At 67.0% G+C, this 22578-nt stretch carries 18 protein-coding genes; 10 read left to right on the top strand and 8 right to left on the bottom strand.

Annotated features, from left to right (window positions below; translation table 11 throughout):
- Positions 1 to 23 precede the first annotated feature (23 nt).
- Together IB236_RS22485 and IB236_RS22480 are read right to left on the bottom strand one after the other, a co-directional pair.
- Positions 24 to 698 carry a glutathione S-transferase family protein gene (locus IB236_RS22485; RefSeq protein WP_192422285.1) on the bottom strand — a complete coding sequence of 225 codons (675 nt, stop codon included), beginning with the start codon at positions 696 to 698 and terminating at the stop codon, positions 24 to 26.
- Positions 699 to 1177: 479 nt separating this feature from the next.
- On the bottom strand, positions 1178 to 2308 hold the full coding sequence (locus IB236_RS22480; RefSeq protein WP_192422284.1) for an AraC family transcriptional regulator: 1131 nt from the start codon (positions 2306 to 2308) through the stop codon (positions 1178 to 1180).
- 109 nt (positions 2309 to 2417) lie between these two features.
- Between IB236_RS22480 and IB236_RS22475 the strand changes: the two genes are divergently transcribed.
- The 8 genes from IB236_RS22475 to IB236_RS22440 all read left to right on the top strand — a co-directional run bounded on the left by IB236_RS22475 (position 2418) and on the right by IB236_RS22440 (position 11335).
- The gene (locus IB236_RS22475; protein ID WP_192422283.1) at positions 2418 to 4148 is read left to right on the top strand and encodes an AMP-binding protein; all 1731 of its coding nucleotides are present in this window, start codon (positions 2418 to 2420) and stop codon (positions 4146 to 4148) included.
- Positions 4149 to 4162: 14 nt separating this feature from the next.
- Complete coding sequence (locus IB236_RS22470; protein WP_192422282.1) at positions 4163 to 5770, top strand: carboxyl transferase domain-containing protein; 1608 nt, start codon at positions 4163 to 4165, stop codon at positions 5768 to 5770.
- Positions 5771 to 5786: 16 nt separating this feature from the next.
- Positions 5787 to 6296, top strand: a complete 510-nt coding sequence (locus IB236_RS22465; RefSeq protein WP_192422281.1) for a DinB family protein — start codon at positions 5787 to 5789, stop codon at positions 6294 to 6296.
- Positions 6293 to 7078, top strand: a complete 786-nt coding sequence (locus IB236_RS22460; protein ID WP_192422280.1) for an enoyl-CoA hydratase/isomerase family protein — start codon at positions 6293 to 6295, stop codon at positions 7076 to 7078. The genes IB236_RS22465 and IB236_RS22460 overlap by 4 nt, the downstream gene beginning before the upstream one ends.
- Positions 7079 to 7094: 16 nt before the next feature.
- Positions 7095 to 7814 carry a DUF4126 domain-containing protein gene (locus IB236_RS22455; protein ID WP_192422279.1) on the top strand — a complete coding sequence of 240 codons (720 nt, stop codon included), beginning with the start codon at positions 7095 to 7097 and terminating at the stop codon, positions 7812 to 7814.
- A gap of 2 nt (positions 7815 to 7816) precedes the next feature.
- Positions 7817 to 9844 carry an acetyl/propionyl/methylcrotonyl-CoA carboxylase subunit alpha gene (locus tag IB236_RS22450; protein WP_192422278.1) on the top strand — a complete coding sequence of 676 codons (2028 nt, stop codon included), beginning with the start codon at positions 7817 to 7819 and terminating at the stop codon, positions 9842 to 9844.
- 69 nt (positions 9845 to 9913) lie between these two features.
- On the top strand, positions 9914 to 10834 hold the full coding sequence (locus IB236_RS22445) for a glyoxylate/hydroxypyruvate reductase A (protein WP_192422277.1): 921 nt from the start codon (positions 9914 to 9916) through the stop codon (positions 10832 to 10834).
- A gap of 42 nt (positions 10835 to 10876) precedes the next feature.
- A complete protein-coding gene (locus IB236_RS22440) occupies positions 10877 to 11335 on the top strand; it encodes a DUF3592 domain-containing protein (RefSeq protein WP_192422276.1) in 459 nt (152 codons plus the stop codon).
- A gap of 33 nt (positions 11336 to 11368) precedes the next feature.
- On the opposite strand, the gene IB236_RS22435 is transcribed toward IB236_RS22440, so the two are convergent.
- The 3 genes from IB236_RS22435 to IB236_RS22425 all read right to left on the bottom strand — a co-directional run bounded on the left by IB236_RS22435 (position 11369) and on the right by IB236_RS22425 (position 14332).
- Entirely contained in the window at positions 11369 to 12397 is a 1029-nt protein-coding gene (locus IB236_RS22435; RefSeq protein WP_192422275.1) for a tripartite tricarboxylate transporter substrate binding protein, read from the bottom strand.
- Positions 12398 to 12479: 82 nt separating this feature from the next.
- Entirely contained in the window at positions 12480 to 13337 is an 858-nt protein-coding gene (locus IB236_RS22430; protein ID WP_192422274.1) for a 3-keto-5-aminohexanoate cleavage protein, read from the bottom strand.
- A complete protein-coding gene (locus IB236_RS22425; RefSeq protein WP_192422273.1) occupies positions 13334 to 14332 on the bottom strand; it encodes a 3-hydroxyacyl-CoA dehydrogenase family protein in 999 nt (332 codons plus the stop codon). The genes IB236_RS22430 and IB236_RS22425 overlap by 4 nt, the downstream gene beginning before the upstream one ends.
- A 110-nt stretch (positions 14333 to 14442) precedes the next feature.
- Between IB236_RS22425 and IB236_RS22420 the strand changes: the two genes are divergently transcribed.
- Together IB236_RS22420 and IB236_RS22415 are read left to right on the top strand one after the other, a co-directional pair.
- Positions 14443 to 15360 (top strand): LysR family transcriptional regulator, encoded by a 918-nt coding sequence (locus IB236_RS22420; RefSeq protein ID WP_192422272.1) that lies wholly within the window; start codon positions 14443 to 14445, stop codon positions 15358 to 15360.
- Between the two features lie 99 nt (positions 15361 to 15459).
- Positions 15460 to 16368, top strand: coding sequence for a hydroxymethylglutaryl-CoA lyase (locus IB236_RS22415; protein WP_192422271.1), 909 nt, complete (start codon positions 15460 to 15462; stop codon positions 16366 to 16368).
- Between the two features lie 28 nt (positions 16369 to 16396).
- Here IB236_RS22415 and IB236_RS22410 read toward each other — a convergent pair whose 3' ends face one another.
- From IB236_RS22410 to IB236_RS22400, 3 genes are read right to left on the bottom strand one after another with little or no spacing between them, the layout of a single operon-like run.
- On the bottom strand, positions 16397 to 17860 hold the full coding sequence (locus IB236_RS22410; RefSeq protein WP_192422270.1) for an efflux transporter outer membrane subunit: 1464 nt from the start codon (positions 17858 to 17860) through the stop codon (positions 16397 to 16399).
- Positions 17857 to 21045: an efflux RND transporter permease subunit gene (locus IB236_RS22405; protein WP_192422269.1), complete on the bottom strand. Its 3189-nt coding sequence runs from the start codon at positions 21043 to 21045 to the stop codon at positions 17857 to 17859. The genes IB236_RS22410 and IB236_RS22405 overlap by 4 nt, the downstream gene beginning before the upstream one ends.
- A gap of 18 nt (positions 21046 to 21063) precedes the next feature.
- Positions 21064 to 22386: an efflux RND transporter periplasmic adaptor subunit gene (locus IB236_RS22400; protein ID WP_225581319.1), complete on the bottom strand. Its 1323-nt coding sequence runs from the start codon at positions 22384 to 22386 to the stop codon at positions 21064 to 21066.
- Positions 22387 to 22578: the final 192 nt, after the last annotated feature.

Here is a 22578-nt window from a genome sequence, read left to right as displayed (position 1 = left end):
CGCTCAGGGGCTCTTGACGGCGCTCAGGGACGCGTATCCGGCGCCGGGGTTGTGGGCACGCCCTGCTCCTCGGCAGCCCGCACCTGCGCCGCCATGGCACGCTGGTAGCCGGGCCGCTGCTGCAGCCGCTGCCAATAGGCCTGCGTGGCCAGGCCAAACTGCACATCCAGCCCCAGGTGCTGCGCCAGCAGCAGCGCATACCCCACCGCCACATCCGCCGCCGTGAAGCGGCCCGCGCACAGATGGTCGCTGCGGCTGTGGGTCAGTGCCGTCTCTACGGCGCGCAGCCGGGCCAGGAACCAGCGGCTGTAGTCCTCCACCACCTGCGGCTGCTGCCGCTCCGCAGGCTCAAAGCGGCCATAGCGCAGCACCAGCGTCTGCGGAAAGGTCAGCGTGGCATCGCTCATGTGCAGCCAGTTCAGGTAGGCGCCATACGCCGGGTGCGTGGGCGCCACGTCCAGCCCCGCATCCGGGTGTGTGGCCGCGAGGTACTGGCACATCGCGGCGGATTCGGTCATGCGGACATCGCCCTGCACCAGCAGCGGCACCGTGCCCAGCGGGTTCTCGTCCAGAAACCACCGCGCCTTGGCGCGCGGCGGGAAGGGCAACATGTGGAGCTGGTAGGGGAGTTGCAGCTCTTCGAGCATCCACAGGGGGCGGAAGGAGCGGGCGCTGATGCAGTGGTGGAGGTGGAGCATGGGGGGGCTGGCTTCGCGTGGGTGACTAAGGTTGCTTGGCATGTGTCGTGTCTGCAGCCAGCGGCCGCTATTCAACGTACATGCGAATGATGGTCGTGGAGCGGGGCTGCTTTATCCTTCGAGACGGTCCTCATGCCCGTACCGTTTACCTGTGAGTAATGCGTTGATGAGCTCTTGGGCGAGCTGTCTGTCGGTTCCCGCTGTGTCCAGTACTGGTTCCAGGTGTGCGGCAACGATTTTCGCTAGCGGCCAGTCAATTACCCAACTCTGACCCGTGGTCTGATTTCGTAGAGACGGCGACATGAAGCCAGTGAACTCGCCCGGATAGCCCGAGCCAGCCAAAAATAGCTCAAACGTACCAGCGTCTGCCTGGAAAACAGCGACGTATGACCGGTTCCCCAGATGCTTGACCTTGAGCAGGCAAGATATTGAATTGATCTGCATGTGAGAGTAAGCGTAAAGCATTCCTTGCGCAGTCTCTACACCCGCACCACCTTCCGAAACTCCGCCGGTGACTGCCCTGTCCACCCCCGGAACGCCCGGATAAAACTCTTTTCGTTCTCAAAACCCGCCGCCTCCGCCACCTGCTTGATGGGCCGCTGCGTGCGGTGCAGCAGCTCCACCGCGCGGGTACGGCGCACCTCGTCTTTCAGGCCTTGCAGCGTGGCACCTTCTTCCTTCAACTGCCGGTGCAGGGTGCGCGGTGACACATGCAACAGCGCGGCCAGTGATTCAGCGCTGTGCTGGGGCAGCGCATGGGCGGGCTGGCCGGGCAGGGGGGCGGCCAGCAACTGGCGCACGCGCTGCACCAGCAGGCGGTCGCGGCGGTAGTGCAGCACCGTCAGGGGCAGGGCGTGCTGCAGCATCTGGCGCAGGGCCTGCTCGTCCCGGCGAAGGGGCAGGTGCAGGTAGCGGGCGTCGAAGTGGATGGCGGTGCGTGGTGCGTGGAAGGTGACGGGGCCACGGAACAGCACGGCGTAGGCATCGGCATGCGGGGGCGCATCAAAGGCAAACTCGGCGGCGATGAGGGGGATGCGCGAGTCCACCATCCAGCAGGCCAGGCCGTGTGCATTGCGCAGCACCGACACCAGGCAGAACTCGCGCAGCGCGCCCAGGTCGCGGGCCTCGGTGATGGCCAGTGTGGCAGTGTCGCCGGTGGTGGTGAGGTGCAGCGCAATGTCGTCCGCCAGCAGGCCGTGGTGGCGGCACCAGCGGGCCAGGGCCACTTGCAGCGTGGGCGAGCTGATGCTGGCGCGCGCCAGCATGCCGTAGCTGCCCCAGGGCAGGCGGCGGCTGAACCAGCCCAGGGCTTCGTCGTCCAGCTCCTGCATGGCGGCATCGGAGATTTGCTCCATCTGCCAGGCGGTGATGCGGGCGCTGTCGTCTTGCAGCAGCTGCGGCGCAATCTGTGCCTGGGTCAGGGCGCGTTCGGGGCTCATGCCGCGCCGTTCATAGGCCAGAACAATGGCGCGCACGAACGCGATGGGCGTGGCCGCCGGTGCGATGGGCGTGGCGGCGGGAGCTGTGGCGGAAGCAGGCAGGCGATGGGCGGGAGGGGCAGGTGATTTCACGTTACAGAGTGTGCCAGCCGTGGCACGATTTGCAACCATTGTGGCAACCCGGCAGGGCCGTGGGCTTCTATGCTTGCCCAAGCTTGCTAATTGCCCGCCCGCCGTGCGCGTTCTGCCTGCGCTGGCCGGAGACCGAGGAGACAAACCCGTGACGACTGCAGCCGCAACACAATCCGCACCACTGGTGGAGAGCTACGCCCGTGGCGCCACCGATGTTCCCCTGATCGAGCAGACCATCGGCGCCTTCTTTGCCGGCATGGTGGCCCGCCAGCCCGATCGCGAGGCGCTGGTGAGCAGGCACCAGGGCCGCCGCTACACCTATGCCCAGCTGCAAACCGAAGCCCACCGCCTGGCCAGCGCACTGCTCGGCCTGGGGCTCGCCCCCGGCGACCGCGTGGGCATCTGGTCGCACAACAATGCCGAATGGGTGCTGATGCAGCTGGCCACCGCGCAGGTGGGCCTGGTGCTGGTCAACATCAACCCGGCGTACCGCACGTCCGAGGTCGAATACGCGCTCAACAAGGTGGGCTGCAAGCTGCTGGTGACCATGGCCCGCTTCAAGACCAGCGACTACCTGGGCATGCTGCGCGAGCTGGCGCCCGAGTGGCACCACCAGCAGCCAGGCCAGCTGGGCTCCGTGAAGCTGCCCCACCTGAACACGGTGGTGTGGATCGATGAGGCGGGGCAGGGCGCCGACGAGCCCGGCCTGCTGCGTTTTACCGACCTGCTGGCGCGCGGCAACGCGGCCGACCCGCGCCTGGCGCACATCGCAGCCACGTTGAGTGCCACCGACCCCATCAACATCCAGTTCACCAGCGGCACCACGGGCTTCCCCAAGGGGGCCACGCTCACGCACCGCAACATCCTGAACAACGGCTTCTTCATTGGCGAATGCATGAAGCTCTCGCCCGAAGACCGGCTGTGCATCCCCGTGCCGCTGTACCACTGCTTTGGCATGGTCCTGGGCAACCTGGCCTGCCTCACGCATGGCTCTGCCATCGTGTACCCCAATGACGGATTCGACCCGATCACCGTGCTGCAGACGGTGCAGGACGAGCGCTGCACCGGCCTGCACGGCGTGCCCACCATGTTTATTGCCGAGCTGGATCACCCGCGTTTTGCCGAGTTCAACCTGAGCACGCTGCGCACCGGCATCATGGCGGGCTCGCCCTGCCCCACCGAGGTGATGAAGCGTGTGGTGGAGCAGATGAACCTGCGCGAAATCACCATCGCCTACGGCATGACCGAGACCAGTCCCGTGAGCTGCCAAAGCAGCACCGACACGCCGCTGGATAAGCGCGTATCGACCGTGGGCCAGGTGCAGCCGCACCTGGAGGTGAAGATCGTGGACCCTGACACGGGCGCCATCGTTCCCGTCGGCCAGCGCGGCGAGTTCTGCACCAAAGGCTATTCCGTCATGCACGGCTACTGGGGCGATGAGGCCAAGACCCGCGAGGCCATCGACGACGGCGGCTGGATGCACACCGGCGACCTGGCCACCATGGATGCCGAGGGCTATGTGAACATCGTCGGCCGCATCAAGGACATGGTGATCCGTGGCGGCGAGAACATCTACCCGCGCGAGATCGAAGAATTTTTGTATCGCCACCCGCAGGTGCAGGACGTGCAGGTGGTGGGCGTGCCCGACCAGAAGTACGGCGAAGAACTCTGTGCCTGGATCATCGCCAAGCCCGGCACGCGGCCCACCGAGGACGACATCCGCGCCTTCTGCAAGGGCCAGATTGCGCACTACAAGGTGCCGCGCTACATCCGCTTTGTCACCAGCTTTCCGATGACGGTGACGGGCAAGATCCAGAAGTTCAAGATCCGCGACGAGATGAAGGACCAGCTGGGTCTGGAAGAACAGAAAACCGCTTGAAAGAGCCACAACGTATGACCATTCTCGACACCCAACTCAATGCCCGCTCGGCGGACTTTCTGGCCAACGCTGCCGCCATGCGCACACTGGTGGATGACCTGCGCGCGCAGCTCGATAAGGTCGCCCAGGGCGGCGGTGAGGCGGCCCGCGCCAAGCACACGGCGCGGGGCAAGCTGCTGCCGCGCGAGCGCGTGCAGATGCTGCTGGACCCGGGAACGCCGTTCCTCGAACTGGCGCCGCTGGCCGCGCTCAACATGTACAACAACGACGCACCCAGCGCGGGGCTCATCGCAGGCATTGGCCGCGTGAGCGGCGTGGACTGCATGATCGTGTGCAACGACGCCACGGTGAAGGGCGGCACCTACTACCCGCTCACCGTCAAGAAGCACCTGCGCGCGCAAGAAGTGGCGCAGCAGAACCACCTGCCCTGTATCTACCTGGTGGACTCGGGCGGCGCCAACCTGCCCAATCAGGACGAAGTCTTTCCTGACCGCGACCACTTCGGCCGCATCTTCTTCAACCAGGCCAATATGAGCGCCATGGGCATCAGCCAGATTGCGGTGGTGATGGGCTCGTGCACGGCGGGCGGCGCCTATGTGCCTGCGATGAGCGACGAGTCCATCATCGTCAAAAACCAGGGCACGATCTTTTTGGGCGGCCCACCGCTGGTCAAGGCCGCGACGGGCGAGGTCGTCACGGCCGAAGACCTGGGCGGCGGCGACGTGCACACCCGCCTGTCGGGTGTGGCCGACCACCTGGCGCAGAACGACATGCACGCGCTGCAACTGGCACGCAATGCAGTGCGCAATTTGAATAAAAACAAGCCGCAGGCGCCCGCAGATCATGCGCCGGTAGCTCCTAAATTCGCAGCAGACGAGCTGTACGGCGTGATCCCCGTGGACACGCGCAAGCCGTTTGACGTGCGCGAGATCATTGCGCGCATCGTGGACGGCAGCGAGTTCGACGAGTTCAAGGCACGCTACGGCACCACGCTGGTCACGGGCTTTGCGCGCATCGAGGGAATGATGGTTGGCATCATCGCCAACAACGGCATCCTGTTCAGCGAGTCGGCGCTCAAGGGTGCGCACTTCATCGAGCTGTGCTGCCAGCGCAAGATACCGCTGGTGTTCCTGCAGAACATCACCGGCTTCATGGTGGGCCGCAAGTACGAGAACGAAGGCATCGCCCGCAACGGCGCCAAGATGGTGACGGCCGTGGCCACGGCCAGCGTGCCCAAGTTCACCATCATCATTGGCGGCAGCTTTGGCGCAGGCAACTATGGCATGTGCGGCCGCGCGTACTCGCCCCGCTTCCTGTGGATGTGGCCCAACGCGCGCATCAGCGTGATGGGCGGCGAGCAGGCCGCAGGCGTGCTGGCCACGGTGAAGCGCGACGGCATCGAAGGCAAGGGCGGCCAGTGGAGCATGGAGGAGGAGGAAGCCTTCAAGGCCCCCATCCGCCGTCAATACGAAGACCAGGGCCACCCCTACTACGCCACTGCGCGCTTGTGGGACGACGGCGTGATCGACCCGGCCGACACCCGCCGTGTGCTGGCGCTGGGGCTGGCCGCCACGCGCAATGCGCCCATCGAAGACACCAAGTTCGGCCTGTTCCGTATGTAACCCGCCGGGAGCCGCCATGGACGCTGTTGCGCATTTCACCCAGCTGGCACGCTACAACGTGTGGGCCACGGCGCGCCTGCTCGATGCCGTGCGGGCGCTGCCGGAAGAGGACTACCGGCGCGATTTTGGGTTGTTCTTCCACAGCATCCACGGCACGCTCAACCACCTGCTGGTGGGCGAGCACCATCTGTGGTTCGTTCGCTTTGCCGAAGGCATTTCGCCCAAGGTGGCGCTGGACGCCGAGCTGGAACTCGACCGCGCGCAACTCGATGCCCGGTTGCGCGAAGGCGCTGCCCGCTGGGCACCGTTGATTGCTTCGTTCTCGCCTGATCGCTGGAGCGGCACGCTCGACTACACCACCATGCGTGGCACGGCGGCATCGCTGCCGTTTGCGGCCACGCTGGCGCACGTGTTCAACCACGGCACGCACCACCGGGGTCAGATCACTGCGGCATTGACCGCGCTGGGCCAGCCCTGTCCCGAGCTGGACTTCGTCTACTTTCTGCAAAACCCGTCCAAGCCATGAGCAGCCAGAACCTTTCCATCACCCAAACCGGCGCCGTGGCGCGCATCACGCTCACGCAGCCTGAGATTCGCAACGCCTTCAGCGATGAGGTCATTGCCGAGATCACCGCCGCCTTCAAAGATGTGGGCGGGCGTGCCGATGTGCGCGCCGTGGTGCTCGCCGCAGAAGGCCCTGCCTTTTGCGCCGGTGCCAACCTCAACTGGATGCGCCGCATGGCCGACTACACGCGCGACGAGAACATCGCCGACGCGGGCAAGCTGGCCGAGATGCTGCGCGTGATCTACGAATGCCCCAAGCCAACCATCGCCCGCGTGCAGGGCGATGTGTACGCCGGTGGCATGGGCTTGGTGGCCGCGTGCGACATGGCCGTGGCCGTGGACACGGCAGGCTTTTGCCTCAGCGAGGTGAAGCTGGGGCTCATCCCCGCCACCATCAGCCCCTATGTGATCCGTGCCATGGGCGCACGTGCTGCGCACCGGTACTTCCTCACCGCTGAGCGTTTTGGCGCGGCCGAAGCCTTGCGCATTGGCTTTGTGCACGAGGTCGTGGTCGCTGACCAGCTCGACACCAAGGTGGACGAACTGCTCAAGGCCCTGACCAGCGCCAGCCCCAACGCTGTGCGCGTGTGCAAGAAGCTGGTGATGGATGTGGCAGAGCGGGAGATCAACGCGGGCCTCATCGCCGCCACGGTGCAGGGCATTGCCGACATCCGTGCCAGCGACGAGGGCAAGGAAGGCGTGCAGTCCTTCCTCAACAAGCGCAAACCCGCCTGGTTGGGCTGATCAGTACAAGCAGACCATGGACACCCTCTGGTTCAACATCGTGCAGTGGCTCCACACGCTGGGACTGCATGTGGATGGCGGCACCGCGCGCGCCGTGGGCGACGCGGCAGCCACAGCAACTGCGAAGCTCGACATGCCCAGCCTGCTGGCGCTGGCCGCCGCACTGGGCTGGGCCAGCGGGTTCCGGCTGTATGCCGTGGTGTTCCTGGTCGGCATGATGGGCGTGCTGGGCTGGATGCCCCTGCCGCCAGGCCTGGCGATGCTGCAGCACCCGCTGGTGCTGATGGTCAGCGGCTTCATGCTGATGGTGGAGTTTTTTGCCGACAAGGTGCCCTGGGTGGACAGCGCCTGGGATGCCATCCATGCCTTCATCCGCGTACCTGCGGGCGCTGCGTTGGCCTACGGCGTGTTCGGTGCCGACAACGCGACCATGGCCGTGGTGGCGGGACTGCTGGGCGGCTCGCTCTCTGCCACGGCCTTGGCCACCAAGATGACCACCCGCGCTGCCGTGAACACCTCGCCCGAGCCGTTTTCCAACTGGGGGCTGTCGTTCTTTGAAGACGGCCTGGTGGTGGCCGTGGTGTGGCTGGCCACGCAGCACCCGGTGGCCTTTGGCATCGCGCTGGTGGTGATGGTGGCGGTGTCGGTGCTGCTGATGGTGGTGCTGTTCAAGTTTCTGCGCGCCGTGGTGCGGCGCTTGTCCTCTTTCTTTTCTGGTTCTGCCAAGGTGGCTTAAACATGTTCAACAAGATCCTTATTGCAAACCGTGGCGAGATCGCTTGCCGTGTCGCAGCGACCGCCAAGCGCCTGGGCGTGAAAACCGTCGCCGTGTACTCCGACGCCGACGCCAACGCCAAACACGTGGCCGTGTGCGACGAGGCCGTGCACATTGGCGGCAGCGCACCCAAGGACAGCTACCTGCGCTGGGAACGCATCATCGAGGCTGCCAAGGCCACGGGCGCGCAGGCCATCCACCCTGGCTACGGTTTTCTGAGCGAGAACGAAGACTTCGCCAAGGACTGTGCCGACGCGGGCCTGGTTTTTATTGGCCCCCCCGCCAGCGCCATCAATGCCATGGGGCTGAAGGCCGAGTCCAAGCGCCTCATGGAGCAGGCACAGGTGCCCCTGGTGCCCGGCTACCACGGTGCTGACCAGGACCCGGCGCTGCTGCAACGCGAGGCGGACCGTATTGGCTATCCCGTGCTCATCAAGGCCAGCGCCGGCGGCGGCGGCAAAGGCATGCGCGCTGTGGACAAGGCCGAGGACTTTGCGGCGGCGCTCGACTCCTGCAAGCGCGAGGCCATCAACAGCTTTGGTGACGACGCGGTGCTGGTCGAAAAGTACGTGCAGCGCCCGCGCCACATTGAGATCCAGGTGTTTGGCGACACGCACGGCAACTGTGTGTACCTGTTTGAGCGCGATTGCTCCGTGCAGCGCCGCCACCAGAAGGTGCTGGAAGAAGCGCCTGCGCCGGGCATGACGCCGGAGCTGCGCGCCCGCATGGGCGAGGCCGCTGTGGCCGCCGCCAAGGCTGTGCACTACGTGGGCGCGGGCACGGTGGAGTTCATCGTCGAGCAGCCCGGCGGCTATGACGCGCCCGAGCAGATGAAGTTCTACTTCATGGAGATGAATACCCGCCTGCAGGTGGAGCACCCTGTGACCGAGGCGATCACCGGCCTCGACCTGGTGGAGTGGCAGCTGCGTGTAGCGTCGGGCGAGCCCTTGCCGCTCCAGCAGCAAGACCTGCGCATTACAGGCCACGCCATCGAGGCCCGCATCTGTGCCGAGAACCCCGACAACAACTTCCTGCCCGCGACCGGTGCGCTCAATGTGTATGCGTTACCCGATTGCGTGACGTTTGAAAGAGGCGCGGTGCGCGTGGATTCCGGCGTGCGCCAGGGCGATGCGATCAGCCCGTTTTACGACTCCATGGTGGCCAAGCTCATCGTGCACGGCGACACACGTGCGCAAGCCCTGGCCCGGCTCGATGAAGCGCTGGCGCAGACCCACATCGTGGGCCTGGCGACCAACGTGCAGTTTTTGCGCCGCGTGGCGCGCACCGAGGCATTTGCCAGCGCCCAGCTCGACACCGCGCTCATCCCGCGTGAGCAGGCCGTGCTGTTTCACCAGGAGCCGGTGGGCCTGCCGCTGGCCGCTGCCGCTGCGGTGGCGCAAACGCTGCTGAAGGAGCGCGCCAGCGAAGGCGTGGACCCGTTCAGCCGCCGCGACGGCTTCCACACCCATGGTGTGGTGCAGCGCCGCTTCGAGTTCGAGTTTGGCGGCGAACATGCCAAGGCCTGGCTCACGTACGAGCGCGGTGGCAGCCTGCATCTGGCCGTGGGCGAAGGTGAAACCGCCGTGGCCGGGCCACTGGTGTTTGCCGCACAGGCCGATGGCATCGAGCTGCAGTTTGCTGGCCAGCGCACCCGCGCCGCCGTGTATGCGCAGGGCGAGGTGGACCATGTCTTTACCCCGCTGGGCGCCACGCAGATCACCGCCATCGACCTGCTGGCCCACGCGGGCGAGGCAGCGGCTGAAGGCGGACGCCTCACGGCCCCCATGCCCGGCAAGGTGGTGTCGTTTGCCGTGAAGGCGGGCGACAAGGTTGCCAAGGGGCAGCCACTGGCGGTGATGGAGGCCATGAAGATGGAGCACACCATTGCCGCCCCAGCCGACGGCGTGGTGCAGGAGCTGCTGTACGCGCCCGGCGACCAGGTGACCGAGGGGGCAGAGCTGCTCAAGCTGGTAGCCGCCGACAAGGCCTGAGCCACGCAGTGTCCCGAGTCGTCTGCAGGTGACAGCGCAGGGGGCCCAATGCGGCTACGCTTGGGCCCCATGAAAATCACCTTTTGCTGTACCGATGCCAAGCCCGAGCCCTGGCTCCAGGGCTTTTCCGCCGCGCTGCCCGGCGTTGAGATTTCTGTTTGGCAGCCCGGCGCCCCGCAGGCCGACTACGCCGTGGTCTGGGCACCACCCCAGCAGTTCATGGACGAACAGCCTGGCCTCAAGGCGCTCTTCAATATCGGCGCAGGGGTGGATGCCCTGCTCAAGCTGCGCCTGCCGCCCCAGGCCTTGGTGGTGCGGCTGGATGATGCGGGCATGGCCGTGCAGATGGCCGAATATGTGTGCCACGCGGTCATCCGCCACTTCCGCGAGTTTGATGGCTATGAGGCCGACACCCAGGCGGGCCGCTGGGGCTACCGCAAGCCACGCCTGCGCAGCGACTATCCCGTCGGTGTGATGGGCCTGGGCGTGCTGGGCGAGCGGGTTGCCAAGGCGCTGGCGCAGTTTGACTTTCCCATCAACGGCTGGAGCCGCAGCCCCAAGGCCATCGACGGCGTGCGCGGCTTTGCGGGCGCAGATCAATTCAATGACTTTCTGGCCGCGAGCCGTGTGCTGGTCAACCTGCTGCCCCTCACGCCTGATACGGCCAACGTGATCAACAAGGACACCCTGGGCCGCCTGTTGCCCGGCAGTTATGTGATCAATGTGGCGCGCGGCGCGCACCTGGTGGACGAAGACCTGGTGGCCGCCATCGACAGCGGCCATGTGGCTGGAGCCACGCTCGATGTGTTCCGCACCGAGCCGTTGCCCGCAGGCCATGCGTTCTGGACGCACCCACGCATCACCGTCACGCCCCACACTTCGGCGCGCACGCTGCGCGACGAGAGCATTGCCCAGATCGCACGCAAGATGGTGGCGCTGGAGCACGGCGAGGCGGTGGCGGGCATCGTGAACCCCGCGCGAGGCTACTGAAGCCGCCGGTCCACACTCTCGCGAGCGTAGAGAATGGCGGGCATGAGCACCTCCACGTTCCGTCGTTTCTTTGGTCTTTTGGGCTGGATCCTGCTGGTGCCCAGCGCCTTGACCGCGCTGGGTGCGGCGTGGTTATTGGCCTCTGGCATGAACATGCTTGGCGACACGCACACCGCCAAGGGCCGGGTGGTGGCGCATGAAGAAATCATGACAGGCCCATCCCACCGCCGGGGGCTTGCCAAGAAAAGCATTGTGGAGTTTGTGGCGGGCGATGGGCGAACCTACAGCTTCACGGATTCGGTCGCACGCCAGCAGCAGGCCATCCACAAGGTGGGTGAGACGGTTTCGGTGCGCTACTCCGCCAAGGACCCGGCGCAGGCGGAAATCCGCAGTTCCACCATCGTGAAGATCGTGATCGGTGCAGTGATGCTGCTCTCCAGCGCCATCGGTATGGCAGTGGGCTGGCTGTTGCTGCGCTTGCGCCCCAGGTCTGTCGCATAGCCCTCCGCGCGCGGGCACAGAGGGTGTGCCTTTTCAATCCACCGTCACGCCGGCATCGCGCACCAGCTTGCCCAGTCGCTGCGCGTCGGCCTTGATGAGCGCCCCAAAGTCTGCCGCCGTGCCCCCCACCACGGGCGTGCCGATGGCTTCCCATTTGGTGCGGAACGCGGGTTCCTTGAAGATCGCATTCACCGTGGCGTTGAGCTTGTCGACGGTGGCTTGCGGGGTGCCCGCGCGCACCGCAATGCCATGCCAGCCGGTGATCTGGTAGCCCGCAATGCCAGCCTCCGCCATGGTGGGCACATTGGGCAGCACCTTGGCGCGTTCGCTGGATGTGACGGCCAGCGGAATGAGTTTGCCCGCCTGGATGTGGGGCAGGGAGCTACCGACGATGTCGAACATCACGTTCACCTGTCCGCCGATCAGGTCGTTGAGCGCGGGGCCAGCGCCACGGTAGGGGATGTGCCCCATCTTCACGCCCGCGGTGGTGTTGAACAGCTCGCCCGCCAAGTGCTGCGGTGTGCCGTTGCCGGCCGACGCGTAGCTCAGCACCGGCTTTCCGGCCTTGGCCATGGCCAGGAACTCGGCCAGTGTCTTGACGCCCAGGGAGGGATGCACCTCCAGCACCAGCGGAAATGCCGACAGCTGGATCACCGGCACCAGATCGGACAGCGGGTTGAACGGCATGCTGGCGTACAGCGAGGGGTTGACCGCCATCGGGCCGCTGGCGGCCAGCAGCAGCGTGTGGCCGTCCGCTGGCGCCTGTTTGGCCACCTCGGCGCTGCCGGTGTTGCCACCGGCGCCGCCCTTGTTGTCCACCACCACAGGTACACCCAGGCGGCTTTGCAGCTCGGGCTGCAGCATGCGGGCCATCAGGTCGGTGGGTCCACCGGGCGGGTAGGGCACCACAAAACGGATGGTCTTGCTGGGGAAGGCGGTGGCGGCCGTCTGCGCCGCAGCGTGACCTGCGATGCCCAGGGCCAGGGGCACGGCAAGGGCCGCGTGCAGCATGGCGCGCCGGGCGCCGCGATGCGTGGACGAGTGAAGGTGGTGGTGGTGCATGTCTGTCTCCTGTGGGGATGGATAAAGCCCGTCTGCTGCGGGTTGATGTCAATGGATGGGGAGCGCGATGGAGCGGTGCCGATCAGCCTGCGCCAAAGCGCTGCCGGATGTCGGCGGCGGTGGCCAGCGGGCGGCCCAGCGCGGCGGCCGCTTCGACGGCCTGGCGCACCAGCGCGGTGTTGTCGGGGGCCACGCTGCCGTCCTTGCACAGCAGGTTGTTTTCAAACCCCACGCGGGCGTGGCCGCCAAACACGGCAGCGGCGGCCACGCAGGCGTTCTCTGCCGCCCCGAAGGCGCACACGGCCCAGGGCTCGTTGCCGTCATGGGCGTTCAGAAACGGCAGCAGGTCGCGCGGGCTGGAGGTCTGGCCTGCGCTGTAGCGGCCCAGCACAAACAGCAGGAACCAAGGCGCATCCGGCACCACGCCACTGGCGCGCAGTGCCTGCCAGCGGCGCAGGTCGGCCACGTCGTACAGGATGACCTGCACCATGGTGCGGCGCTGGGCCAGGCCGGTGAAGAAGCGCTGCAGTCCGGCTTCGCCGATCTCGGGCTTGTCTACTTCGCGCAGGCCGATGGACACGGCCTCGGGTTGCAGGGCCTCCACCATGGCGATCTGCGCGGGGGCCTGGTACACGCCTGCGGCTTCGCTGGTGATCTGTATGACCATCGCGTCGCCCACGGCCTGGCGCACCACCTGCTGCGCCTCGCGGTAGCCCTCCACATCAAGGCTGTGGCGGCCTTGCGCGTCGCGGATGTGCATGTGCAGCATGGCCGCTCCCGCGTCCAGGCAGGCCTTGGCCGTGGTGGCCAGCGTGGTGGGGGTGATGGGCACGGCGGAGTGGTCGGCGGGCTGCTTGTAGGCGCCGTTGGGCGCCACGGTCACGATCAGTGGGTCAACCCACTGGCTGGCATTGGTGGGTGATGCGGGCGATGCACTCATGCGCGGGCTCCGGTGGTCGTTGGGGTGTCCGTCTGTGACGTATCGGTGGGGGGTTCGATGGTGGGCAACTCGCTGGCAAGCAAAGCCAGGCCCTGGCGCAGCAGGGTGTCGTAGCGCGCGCGTTCGGCCCGCTTGCGGTCTTCGGGCCAGTCAAAAAAGCCCTTGCCCGTCTTCATGCCGAGCTGACCCTGCGCCACCTTGTCGCGCAGGGCCTGGGCGGGCACGTCGGTGTTCGACAGCGTGGGGTACATGGTGGCGGCTGCGGCGGTGTGCACCTCAATGCCTGCGTGGTCGCGCTGCAGCACTGGCCCGGCTGCCAGAAAGCGGAAGCCGAAGCCAAAGCGCACGGCGGCGTCCACGTCCTCCGGCGAGGCAATGCCTTCGTCGATGAGTGCAAAGGCCTCGCGCGAGAGCGCATGCTGCATGCGGTTGGCCAGAAAGCCGGGCTTGTCCTTCTTGACCAGCACCGGCACGCTGCCGCAGCCGCGCATGAAGGCGTGCAGCCAGGTGCCCAGGGCCGGGTTGCTGCGCTCGCCCAGCACCACCTCCACCAGTGGCACCAGGTGGGCGGGCATGAAGAAGTGCAGACCCAGCATGCGCTGCGCCGTGGTCAGCCCCTGGGCAATGGCACTGATCGGAAAGCCCGAGCTGTTGCTGGCCAGCACGGCGTTGGGGGGCGCCACGGTTTCCAGCTCGGCAAACAGCTTTTGTTTGGCAGCCAGTTGCTCGGTGATGCATTCCACCACCAGCACCACGCCGCTCCAGTCCACGTCCTGCAGGCTGGCGCACACCTGCACCGGGCCGGCGTGGGCGGCCTGGCCGGCAGCGGCCAGCTCCTGCGCAATGTGGGGCAGCAAGTGGTCGCGGCGGGCGGCGTGGGGGTCCACCACCGTGACCTGCGCGCCGCCACGGGCCAGGACCACGGCCACATCGGCCCCCATGGTGCCTCCGCCTACCACCACGGTGCGCGCGCTGCGCGGCGAACTGTTCTCCATCGTGTCTCCTTGTTGCTCTCACTCTGCTCAAGCGGTGTGCTTGCGTTGAATTCAGTCTAGGGGCCCCACATTGCGCGGTCCAGACGTCTTTTTCGATAGACTGATCGGCTATGAAGATCAATTGGTCCGCCCGCGAGGTGGATGTATTCCTGTCGCTGGCCGAGACGCTGAGTTTTCGGCGCACGGCCTTGCAGATGCACCTGTCGCAGTCGGCGGTGTCGGGCACGGTGGCGCGGCTGGAGGAGATGCTGGACGTGCGCCTGTTCGAGCGCACCACGCGCACCGTGCAACTCACGCTGGCGGGCGAGGTTTTTGCCGAGCAGGCGCGGTTTCTGCGCCACCAGATGGAGGAGACCGTGCGCCGCGTGCAGGAGGTGGCGCAGCTGCAGGTGGGTCGCATTGCGCTGGCGGCGCTGCCGTCGCTGGCAGCCGGGGCCGTCCCCCGCGCGTTTGCCCGGTTCGCCACACAGCACCCGGGCGTGCAGATGGAGCTGATCGACAGCCTGGCGGGCCCGGCGTTCGACATGGTGCGTGCCGGGCGCGTGGACTTTGCCCTCACCGCCGCCAACCCCGCCTATGCGGACCTGGACTACACCCCGCTGGTGTCCGACCGGTTTGTGCTGCTGATGCAGCGCACGCACACCCTGGCCCGTGGGCGGGGTGCCATCGCCTGGGCCGACGTGGCCGAGCTGCACCACATCTCCATGCCCGCGGGCACCAGCGTGCGGCAGTACGCGCAAGAGGCCCTGCTGACGCACCGCATCCGCTTTGAACCCCGCTACGAGGTGGAACACCTGGCCACCATTGCGGCCATGGTGGCGGCGGGGCTGGGTGTGAGCGCGCTGCCCGAGTTGGCCGCCCAGGTGGTGCGCCGGCCCGAGGTGGTCACACGCCCGCTCAAGGCGCCGGTGCTGCACCGGCCCATCGGGCTGATCACGCTGCGCGGGCGGCCGCTGTCGCTGGCGGCGCAGGCCATGGTGGCCTTGCTGCGGCAGGAGGTCGAGGGTGATCACACCCGGGCTGGCTGATGGCGCGTCCGGCGAATGGTCTGGCACGATATGGGGTGGCCCTGTGGAGGCGGTGGCGAGACAATGGCGGCATTCCTTGATCCACCACTTGGTAGCCCCATGAGCATTCCCTCCCGCGTCCGCCTCATCGACGTTGGCCCCCGTGACGGCCTGCAGAACGAAAAGACCCCGGTGCCCGCTGCCGTCAAGATCGAGCTGGTGCACCGCCTGCAGCAGGCCGGCCTGAAAGAGATCGAGGTCACCAGCTACGTCAGCCCCAAGTGGGTGCCGCAGATGGCCGACAACCACGAGGTGATGGCAGGTATCACCCGCCAGAGCGGCGTCGCGTATTCGGTGCTCACGCCCAACCTCAAGGGCTTTGAGGCGGCATTGCTGGACAAACCCGACGAGATCGTCGTCTTCGGTTCCGCCAGCGAGGCCTTCAGCCAACGCAACATCAACTGCAGCATTGCCGAGAGCATTGAGCGTTTTGCCCCTGTAGTGGAGGCAGCATTGGCCGCCGGCATCCGTGTGCGCGGCGCCATGAGCTGCACCGTGGGCTGCCCGTACGAAGGCGACATTGCCCCTGAGCGCGTGGCCTACCTGGCTGGCCTGCTCCAGGGCATTGGCGTGCAGCGCGTGGATGTGGCTGACACCATTGGTGTGGGCACGCCGCGCAAGGTGCAGAAGGCGCTGGAGGCGACGCTGCAGCACTTTGGCATCGACGATGTGTCGGGCCATTTCCACGATACCTACGGCCAGGCGCTGTCCAACACGCTGGCGGCGCTGGAGCTGGGGGTGTGGAACTACCAGTCGTCCGTGGCCGGGCTGGGTGGCTGCCCCTATGCCAAGGGCGCCACCGGCAATGTGGCGACCGAGGATGTGGTCTACATGCTGCACGGCATGGGCATTGAGACCGGCATCGACCTGGACCAGCTCATCGATGCCGGGGCCTACATCAGCGGCTTCCTGGATCGCAAGCCCAACTCACGCGCGGCCAATGCCTTGCTGACCAAGCGCGCGGGCTGACTATTGATCCATCTGCACCCGGCCGCCGTCAACCGGCGTCCGGGGTGCCGCCCAGCACCTTCCACAGCGTCACACGGTTGACCTGCTCGGCCTGGCGCAGACCGATGAGGGTCTGCTGCGCTGCGTAAAGGCTGCGCTGCGCATCCAGTACCGTGAGGTAGTTGTCCACCCCGGCCTTGAAACGCGCCTCCGACAGGTCGAACGCCTTCTGGGTGGAGGCCACCAGCCGCGTCTGTGCGGCAATGCGCTCATCCCACTGCGCGCGGTCGGCCAGCACATCGGCGGTCTCGCGGAACGCGGTCTGCACGGCCTTTTCGTACTGGGCCACCGCGATGCGCTGGTTGGCCTCGGCCACCTGCACGTTGGCGCGGTTGCGGCCGGCGTCGAAGATGGGCAGGCGGACCAGCGGCACAAAGCTCCAGGTGCCGCTGCCTGCGCCAAACAGGCCGTCCAGCTCGCGGCTGCCGGTGCCTACATTGGCCGTGAGGCTGATGGTGGGGAACAGGGCCGCCCGCGCAGCCCCGATGTTCGCTTCGCTGGCGCGCAGGGCATTTTCGGCGGCCTGCACATCGGGGCGGGCGAGCAGCACGCTGGAGGCCAGCGGCACCGGCACGGGCTGCAACGCCGCCGGGGCCTGCGCGTCTGCACGCAGCGTGCTGGCAGTGGGCCACAGGGCCGCAGGCACCGGGCCGCCCACCAGCAATTGCAGTGCGTTGCGGTCGCGCTCCACCTGCGCCAGGTAGGTCGCCACATCGCCGCGTGCCGCGTCCACCGTGGTCTGCGCCTGGGCCAGCACCAGTCCCGATGTGGAGCCGATGGCGTGGATGCGTTCGGTCAGCGCATAGGCCTTTTCGCGGCTGGCCAGGGTGTCGCGCGCCAGCTGCAGCCGGGCTTCGTCGGCGGCCAGGGTGAGCCAGGCGTTGGCCACATCGGCAATCAGGCCCGTCTGGATGTTGCGCTGGTTCTGCTGGCTCTGCAGAAACTGCTGCAGCGCTGCCTCGTTGAGGTTGCGCACCCGGCCCCAGAAGTCGATCTCGTAGCTGGCAAACCCAAGTTGTGCCGTGTACTGCGTGGCCACCTGTGCAGGGGCTGTGGCGCTGCTCATGCCAGCGGCGGTGCGCGCGCGGCTGGCCTGCGCTTGCGCGGTGACGCTGGGCAACAGGTCGGCGCGGGTGATGCCGTACTGGGCGCGGGCCCGTTCGATGGTCTCGACGGCCACGCGCAGGTCGCGGTTGTTCGACAGCGCGAGGGCAATGACATCGCGCAGCGGCTGGGCCTGCACCCAGCCCAGCGCCGCTGCCGCATGCAGGCTGGCGTCGCTGGCCACGGCCGGCTGTCCGCTGGTGGTGCCCACGGTGTCAGGCACCGGCAGGGCGGGGGTCTGGTGCATGGGGGCCAGGTTGCAGCCCGCGATCAGTGCGGTGGTGGCCAGGGCTGCAGCGATGGCGGCAGTCCGGCGCTGGCGGCGTGGCAAAAAGGGTGGGCGCGTCATGCTGCGCTCTCCTGAGTGGGGTGCGGTAGGGTGGTGGCAGGCGGTGGCGGTGCGTTGTCTTCGCTGCGCGACCGGCTCTTGAACCAGCGGCGGATCAGCAGGAAGAACACCGGCACCAGGAAGATGCCCAGCACCGTGGAAGCCAGCATGCCGCCCAGCACGGCGGTACCGATGGCCACCCGCCCGCCTGCACCCGCGCCGGTGCCGATGGCCAGCGGGATCACCCCGAAGCCAAACGCCAGCGAGGTCATCAGGATGGGCCGCAGGCGCAGGCGCACGGCCGCGACGATGGCGTCAAACAGGTTCTTGCCCTGCTCCTGCAGCTGCACCGCAAACTCCACGATCAGGATCGCGTTTTTGGACGCCAGCCCCACCGTGGTCAGCAGCCCCACCTGAAAGTACACGTCGTTGGTGAGGCCCCGGGTGTAGGTGGCGGCGAGCGCGCCCACCACGCCCAGCGGCACGGCGAGGATCACCGACAGCGGCACGGTCCAGCTTTCATACAGGGCTGCCAGGCACAGGAACACGAACAGGATCGAGATCGCGTACAGCATGGGGGCCTGGGCGCCCGACTGGCGTTCCTGCAGCGAGGCGCCCGTCCACTCGTAGCCAATGCCGGGAGGCAGTGTGCGCAGGATGTCTTCCACGATCTTCATGGCTGCGCCCGAGCTCACGCCTGGTGCCGCGCGGCCTTCCAGCTCGTACGCCGGGTTGCCGTTGTAGCGCAGCAGCTGCGGCGAGCCGTAGGCCCAGTAGCTGGTGGAGAACGCGCCAAACGGCACCATCTCGCCCTTGCTGTTGCGCACGCTCCAGCGCGCCACGTCCTGCGGCAGCATGCGCGCCGGGGCGTCGCCCTGGATGTACACGCGCTTGACCCGTTCGTTGTTCAGGAAGTCGTTCACGTAGGTGCCGCCAATGGCGCTGGAGAGCACGCTGTTGATGTCGTTGTACGACAGCCCGAGCGCGGCGGCCTTGCGGTCGTCGATCTCCAGGCGCAGCTCGCTGGCATCTTCCAGGTTGGTCATGCGCAGGTTGGTCAGTTCGGGCCGCTTGCGCGCTTCGGTCAGAAAGGTGTTGGTGGCTGCCAGCAACGCCTGATGGCCCAGGCCGTTCATGTCCTTGATCACGAAGTTGAAGCCCGAGCTGGAGCCCAGGCCCCGCACGGCCGGCGGCATGACGACCAGCACCCGCGCATCGCGGATGGATGCCAGGTCGCGCGTGGCCTTGTAGGCAATCTGCGCGGCGGCCTGATTGGGCAGCGTGCGGTCTTCCCAGGGCTTGAGGCGCACAAAGCCGCGGGCCGAGGCCTGGTCTCCGTTGATGCCCGAGACCTGGTAGAAGCTCAGCACATCGGGCTGCTGCGCAAAGTAGTCGCGCACCTGGTCCAGCACGCTCTGCAGCCGCGCATCGGCGGCGCCCGAGGGCAGGTTCACGTTCACGTACAGGAAGCCCTGGTCTTCGTCGGGCAGGAAGGATGTGGGCAGGCGCGCCATGAGCAGCCACACCACGCCACACACCGCCAGAAAGATCAGCACCATGCGTTTGGTGCGGCGCAGGGTGTAGGCCACTGTGCCCTGGTAGCGTGCCGAAGTGGCGTCGAAATGGTGGTTGAACCAGCGGAAGAACCGGTCGTTCAGCCCCAGCAGGCCGCGGCGGATGGGCCGGTCATGCCCGGCAGACGCGGCTGCGGGCTTGAGCAGCGTGGCGCACAGCGCCGGGGTGAGGGTGAGCGCCACAAACACCGACAGCGCCATGGCCGCCACGATGGTGATGGAGAACTGCCGGTAGATCACGCCGGTGGAGCCGCCAAAGAACGCCATGGGCACGAACACCGCCGACAGCGTGACCCCGATGCCCACCAGGGCGGGCGTGATTTCGCGCATGGACTGGCGGGTGGCCTCCTTGGCCGACTGGCCGGTCTCGTGCATCACCCGCTCGACGTTTTCGACCACCACGATCGCATCGTCCACCAGCAGGCCGATGGCCAGCACCATGGCAAACATGGTCAGCGTGTTGATCGAATACCCCGCCAGCGACAGCACCCCGAAGGTGCCCAGCAGCACCACCGGCACGGCGATGGCGGGGATCAGCGTGGCGCGGAAGTTCTGCAAAAACACGAACATCACGATCACCACCAGGATCATGGCTTCGCCCAGTGCGCTGACCACTTCCTTGATGGAGGCGCGCACAAAGGGCGTGGAGTCCGAGCTCACGAAGTAGTCGATCTGGTTGGGAAAGTAGGGCTTGAGTTCAGCCAGCTTGGCGGCAATGGCATCGGCCACCTGCATGGCGTTGGCGCCGTCGGCCAGCACGATGCCCATGCCCGCGCCGGGCATGCCGTTGAGCTTGGCCTTCACGGTCAGGTTCTCGGCGCCCAGCTCCACGCGGGCCACGTCCTTGACGGTGACCACTGAGCCATCGAGCGCCGACTTGAGCACGATGGCCTCGAACTGCTCCACCGTCTTGAGCTTGGTGCGGGCGGTGATGGTGGCGTTGAGCTGCTGGTCAGACACCGCCGGCAGGGCGCCCAGCTGGCCGGCAGACACCTGGGCGTTCTGGGCGTTGAGCGCATTGACCAGGTCCGACGGCATCAGCGCGTACTTCTCCATCTTGGCCGGGTCCATCCAGATGCGCATGGCGTAGTTGGTGCCGAACACCGTCACGTCACCCACGCCATCGAGGCGGCCGATCACGTCCACCAGGCTGCTGGTCAGGAAGTCGCCGATGTCCACGGCGCTCATCGAAGGGTCTTTGGAGAAGAAGCTGTAAGTGACCAGGAAGTCCTGCCCGCCCTTGTTCACGAAAACGCCCCGGCTCTTGACGGCGTCGGGCAGGCGGTTGGTGGCGGCCTGCAGCTTGTTCTGCACCTGCACCTGCGCCACGTCGATGTTGGTGCCGGGCGCGAAGGTGAGCGTGGTGCGCGCGCGGCCCGAGGCATCCGAGGTCGAGCTCATGTAGAGCATGTTGTCGATGCCCTTGAGCTGCTGCTCGATGATCTGCGTGACCGAGTTTTCGACCGTCTCGGCCGAGGCGCCGGTGTATTGCGAGCCGATGGTCACGCGTGGCGGAGCGATGTCGGGGTACTGCTCCAGCGGCAGCGTGACGATGGACAGTGCACCGCCCAACATGATGATGATGGCGATGACCCAGGCAAAAATGGGCCGGTTGATGAAGAACTGAGCCATGTGCTGCGTCCTTCGTGCTCAGCGGGAGGCCGCTGGGGCAGGGGCCGAGGCGGGCGCGGCACCTGCAGCGGGCGGCGCGTCGGCGCCAGGGGCTCCCTTGCGGCCCTTGGCGGGTGCTTTGGGGTCCACCTCCACCGCGCGCACCTTGTCGCCCGGTTTGACGCGCTGGAACCCTTCGGTCACCACGCGCTCGCCCGCAGCCAGCCCGCCTTGCAGCAGCCACTGGTTGCCCACCGCCCGGTCGATGCTGATCGGGCGTTTTTCCACTACATCGCCTTCCTTGACTACCAGCACGCTGGGCTTGCCGGTGAGGTCGCGGGTCACGGCCTGCTGGGGCACCAGCAGGGCTTCGGGCGCGAGCCCGGTGGGCAGCAGCGCCTGCACGTACATGCCGGGCATCAGCGTGCCCTTGGGGTTGGGCACGACGGCGCGCAGCGTGACGGTGCCGGTGGTGGCGTTCACGATCACGCCGGCAAACTGCAGCTGGCCGCGTTGCGCGTACTCGGTGCCGTCGTCCAGGCGGATGCGCACGGGGATCTTGTCGCCCTCGACCTTCTGGAAGCGGCCAGCGTCCCAGTCCCGCTGCAACTGCATCAGCTCGGTGGTGGACTGGGTGAAGTCCACGTACATCGGGTCAAGCTGGACGATGGAGGTCAGCGCATCGGCCTGGTTGGCCGTGACCAGCGCTCCCGGCGTCACGTTGGACAGGCTGATGCGTCCACTGATCGGTGCCTCGATGCGGCTGTACTTGAGGTTGATGCGGGCGGTGGCCAGGTTGGCCTGGGCCACGGCCACGTCGGAGCGCGACTGGGCTGCGGCGGCCTGGCTTTCTTCAAAGGCCTGCTGGCTGATGGCGTCGATCTTCACCAGCTCCGCATTGCGCTTGGCCGTGGCCTCCTGGGTGCGCGCTGTGGCCTCGGCCTTGGCCAGGGCTGCCTGCGCGCTGGCTTCGGTGGCCCGCAGCGAGGCGTCATCGATCTGGTACAGCGGCTGGCCTTGGCGCACCAGCATCCCTTCGGTGAACAGGCGCTTTTGCAGGATGCCCGACACCTGGGGCCTCACCTCGGCCGTGAGCGAGGCGCGGGTGCGGCCGGGCAGGGCGGCTTCGAGCTGCTGGCTTTGCTGCTTGAGCGTGACCACGCCCACTTCAGGGGCGGCCTTGGCCGGTGCGGGGGTCTCGTTGGGTTTGTTGCAGCCGGACAAGATGCCCGCGATCAGCAGCAGCCCCAGCAACGCTCCCCGGCATGGCAATGCCCCGAGGGCGGGGCGGCCCGGCACAGTGTTGGCAGGGGAGGTCGCGGGCAGGCTCGGGCACAGCGGGGACAACGCAGCATCGTTCATGGGCGTGGGAGCGGTTGGGTTGGGAAGGTTCGGCGCATTGTGGGGCGCACACATTTCCTGTTTGTAAAGTGGCCGGATTTGGCCCGGGTGCCGGAGCGCCGTGCAGGGACATGCGGGCCGGGGTGCGAGGGAGGCCATGGCGCGCGGCAAAATGGAGGGAGACCCGACCGAATCACGCCCCCCTGTGGACCT

Source organism: Acidovorax sp. ACV02 (assembly GCF_014851475.1).
Taxonomy (GTDB): domain Bacteria; phylum Pseudomonadota; class Gammaproteobacteria; order Burkholderiales; family Burkholderiaceae_C; genus Acidovorax; species Acidovorax delafieldii.
This window is presented reverse-complemented; position numbering and strand designations above follow the sequence as displayed.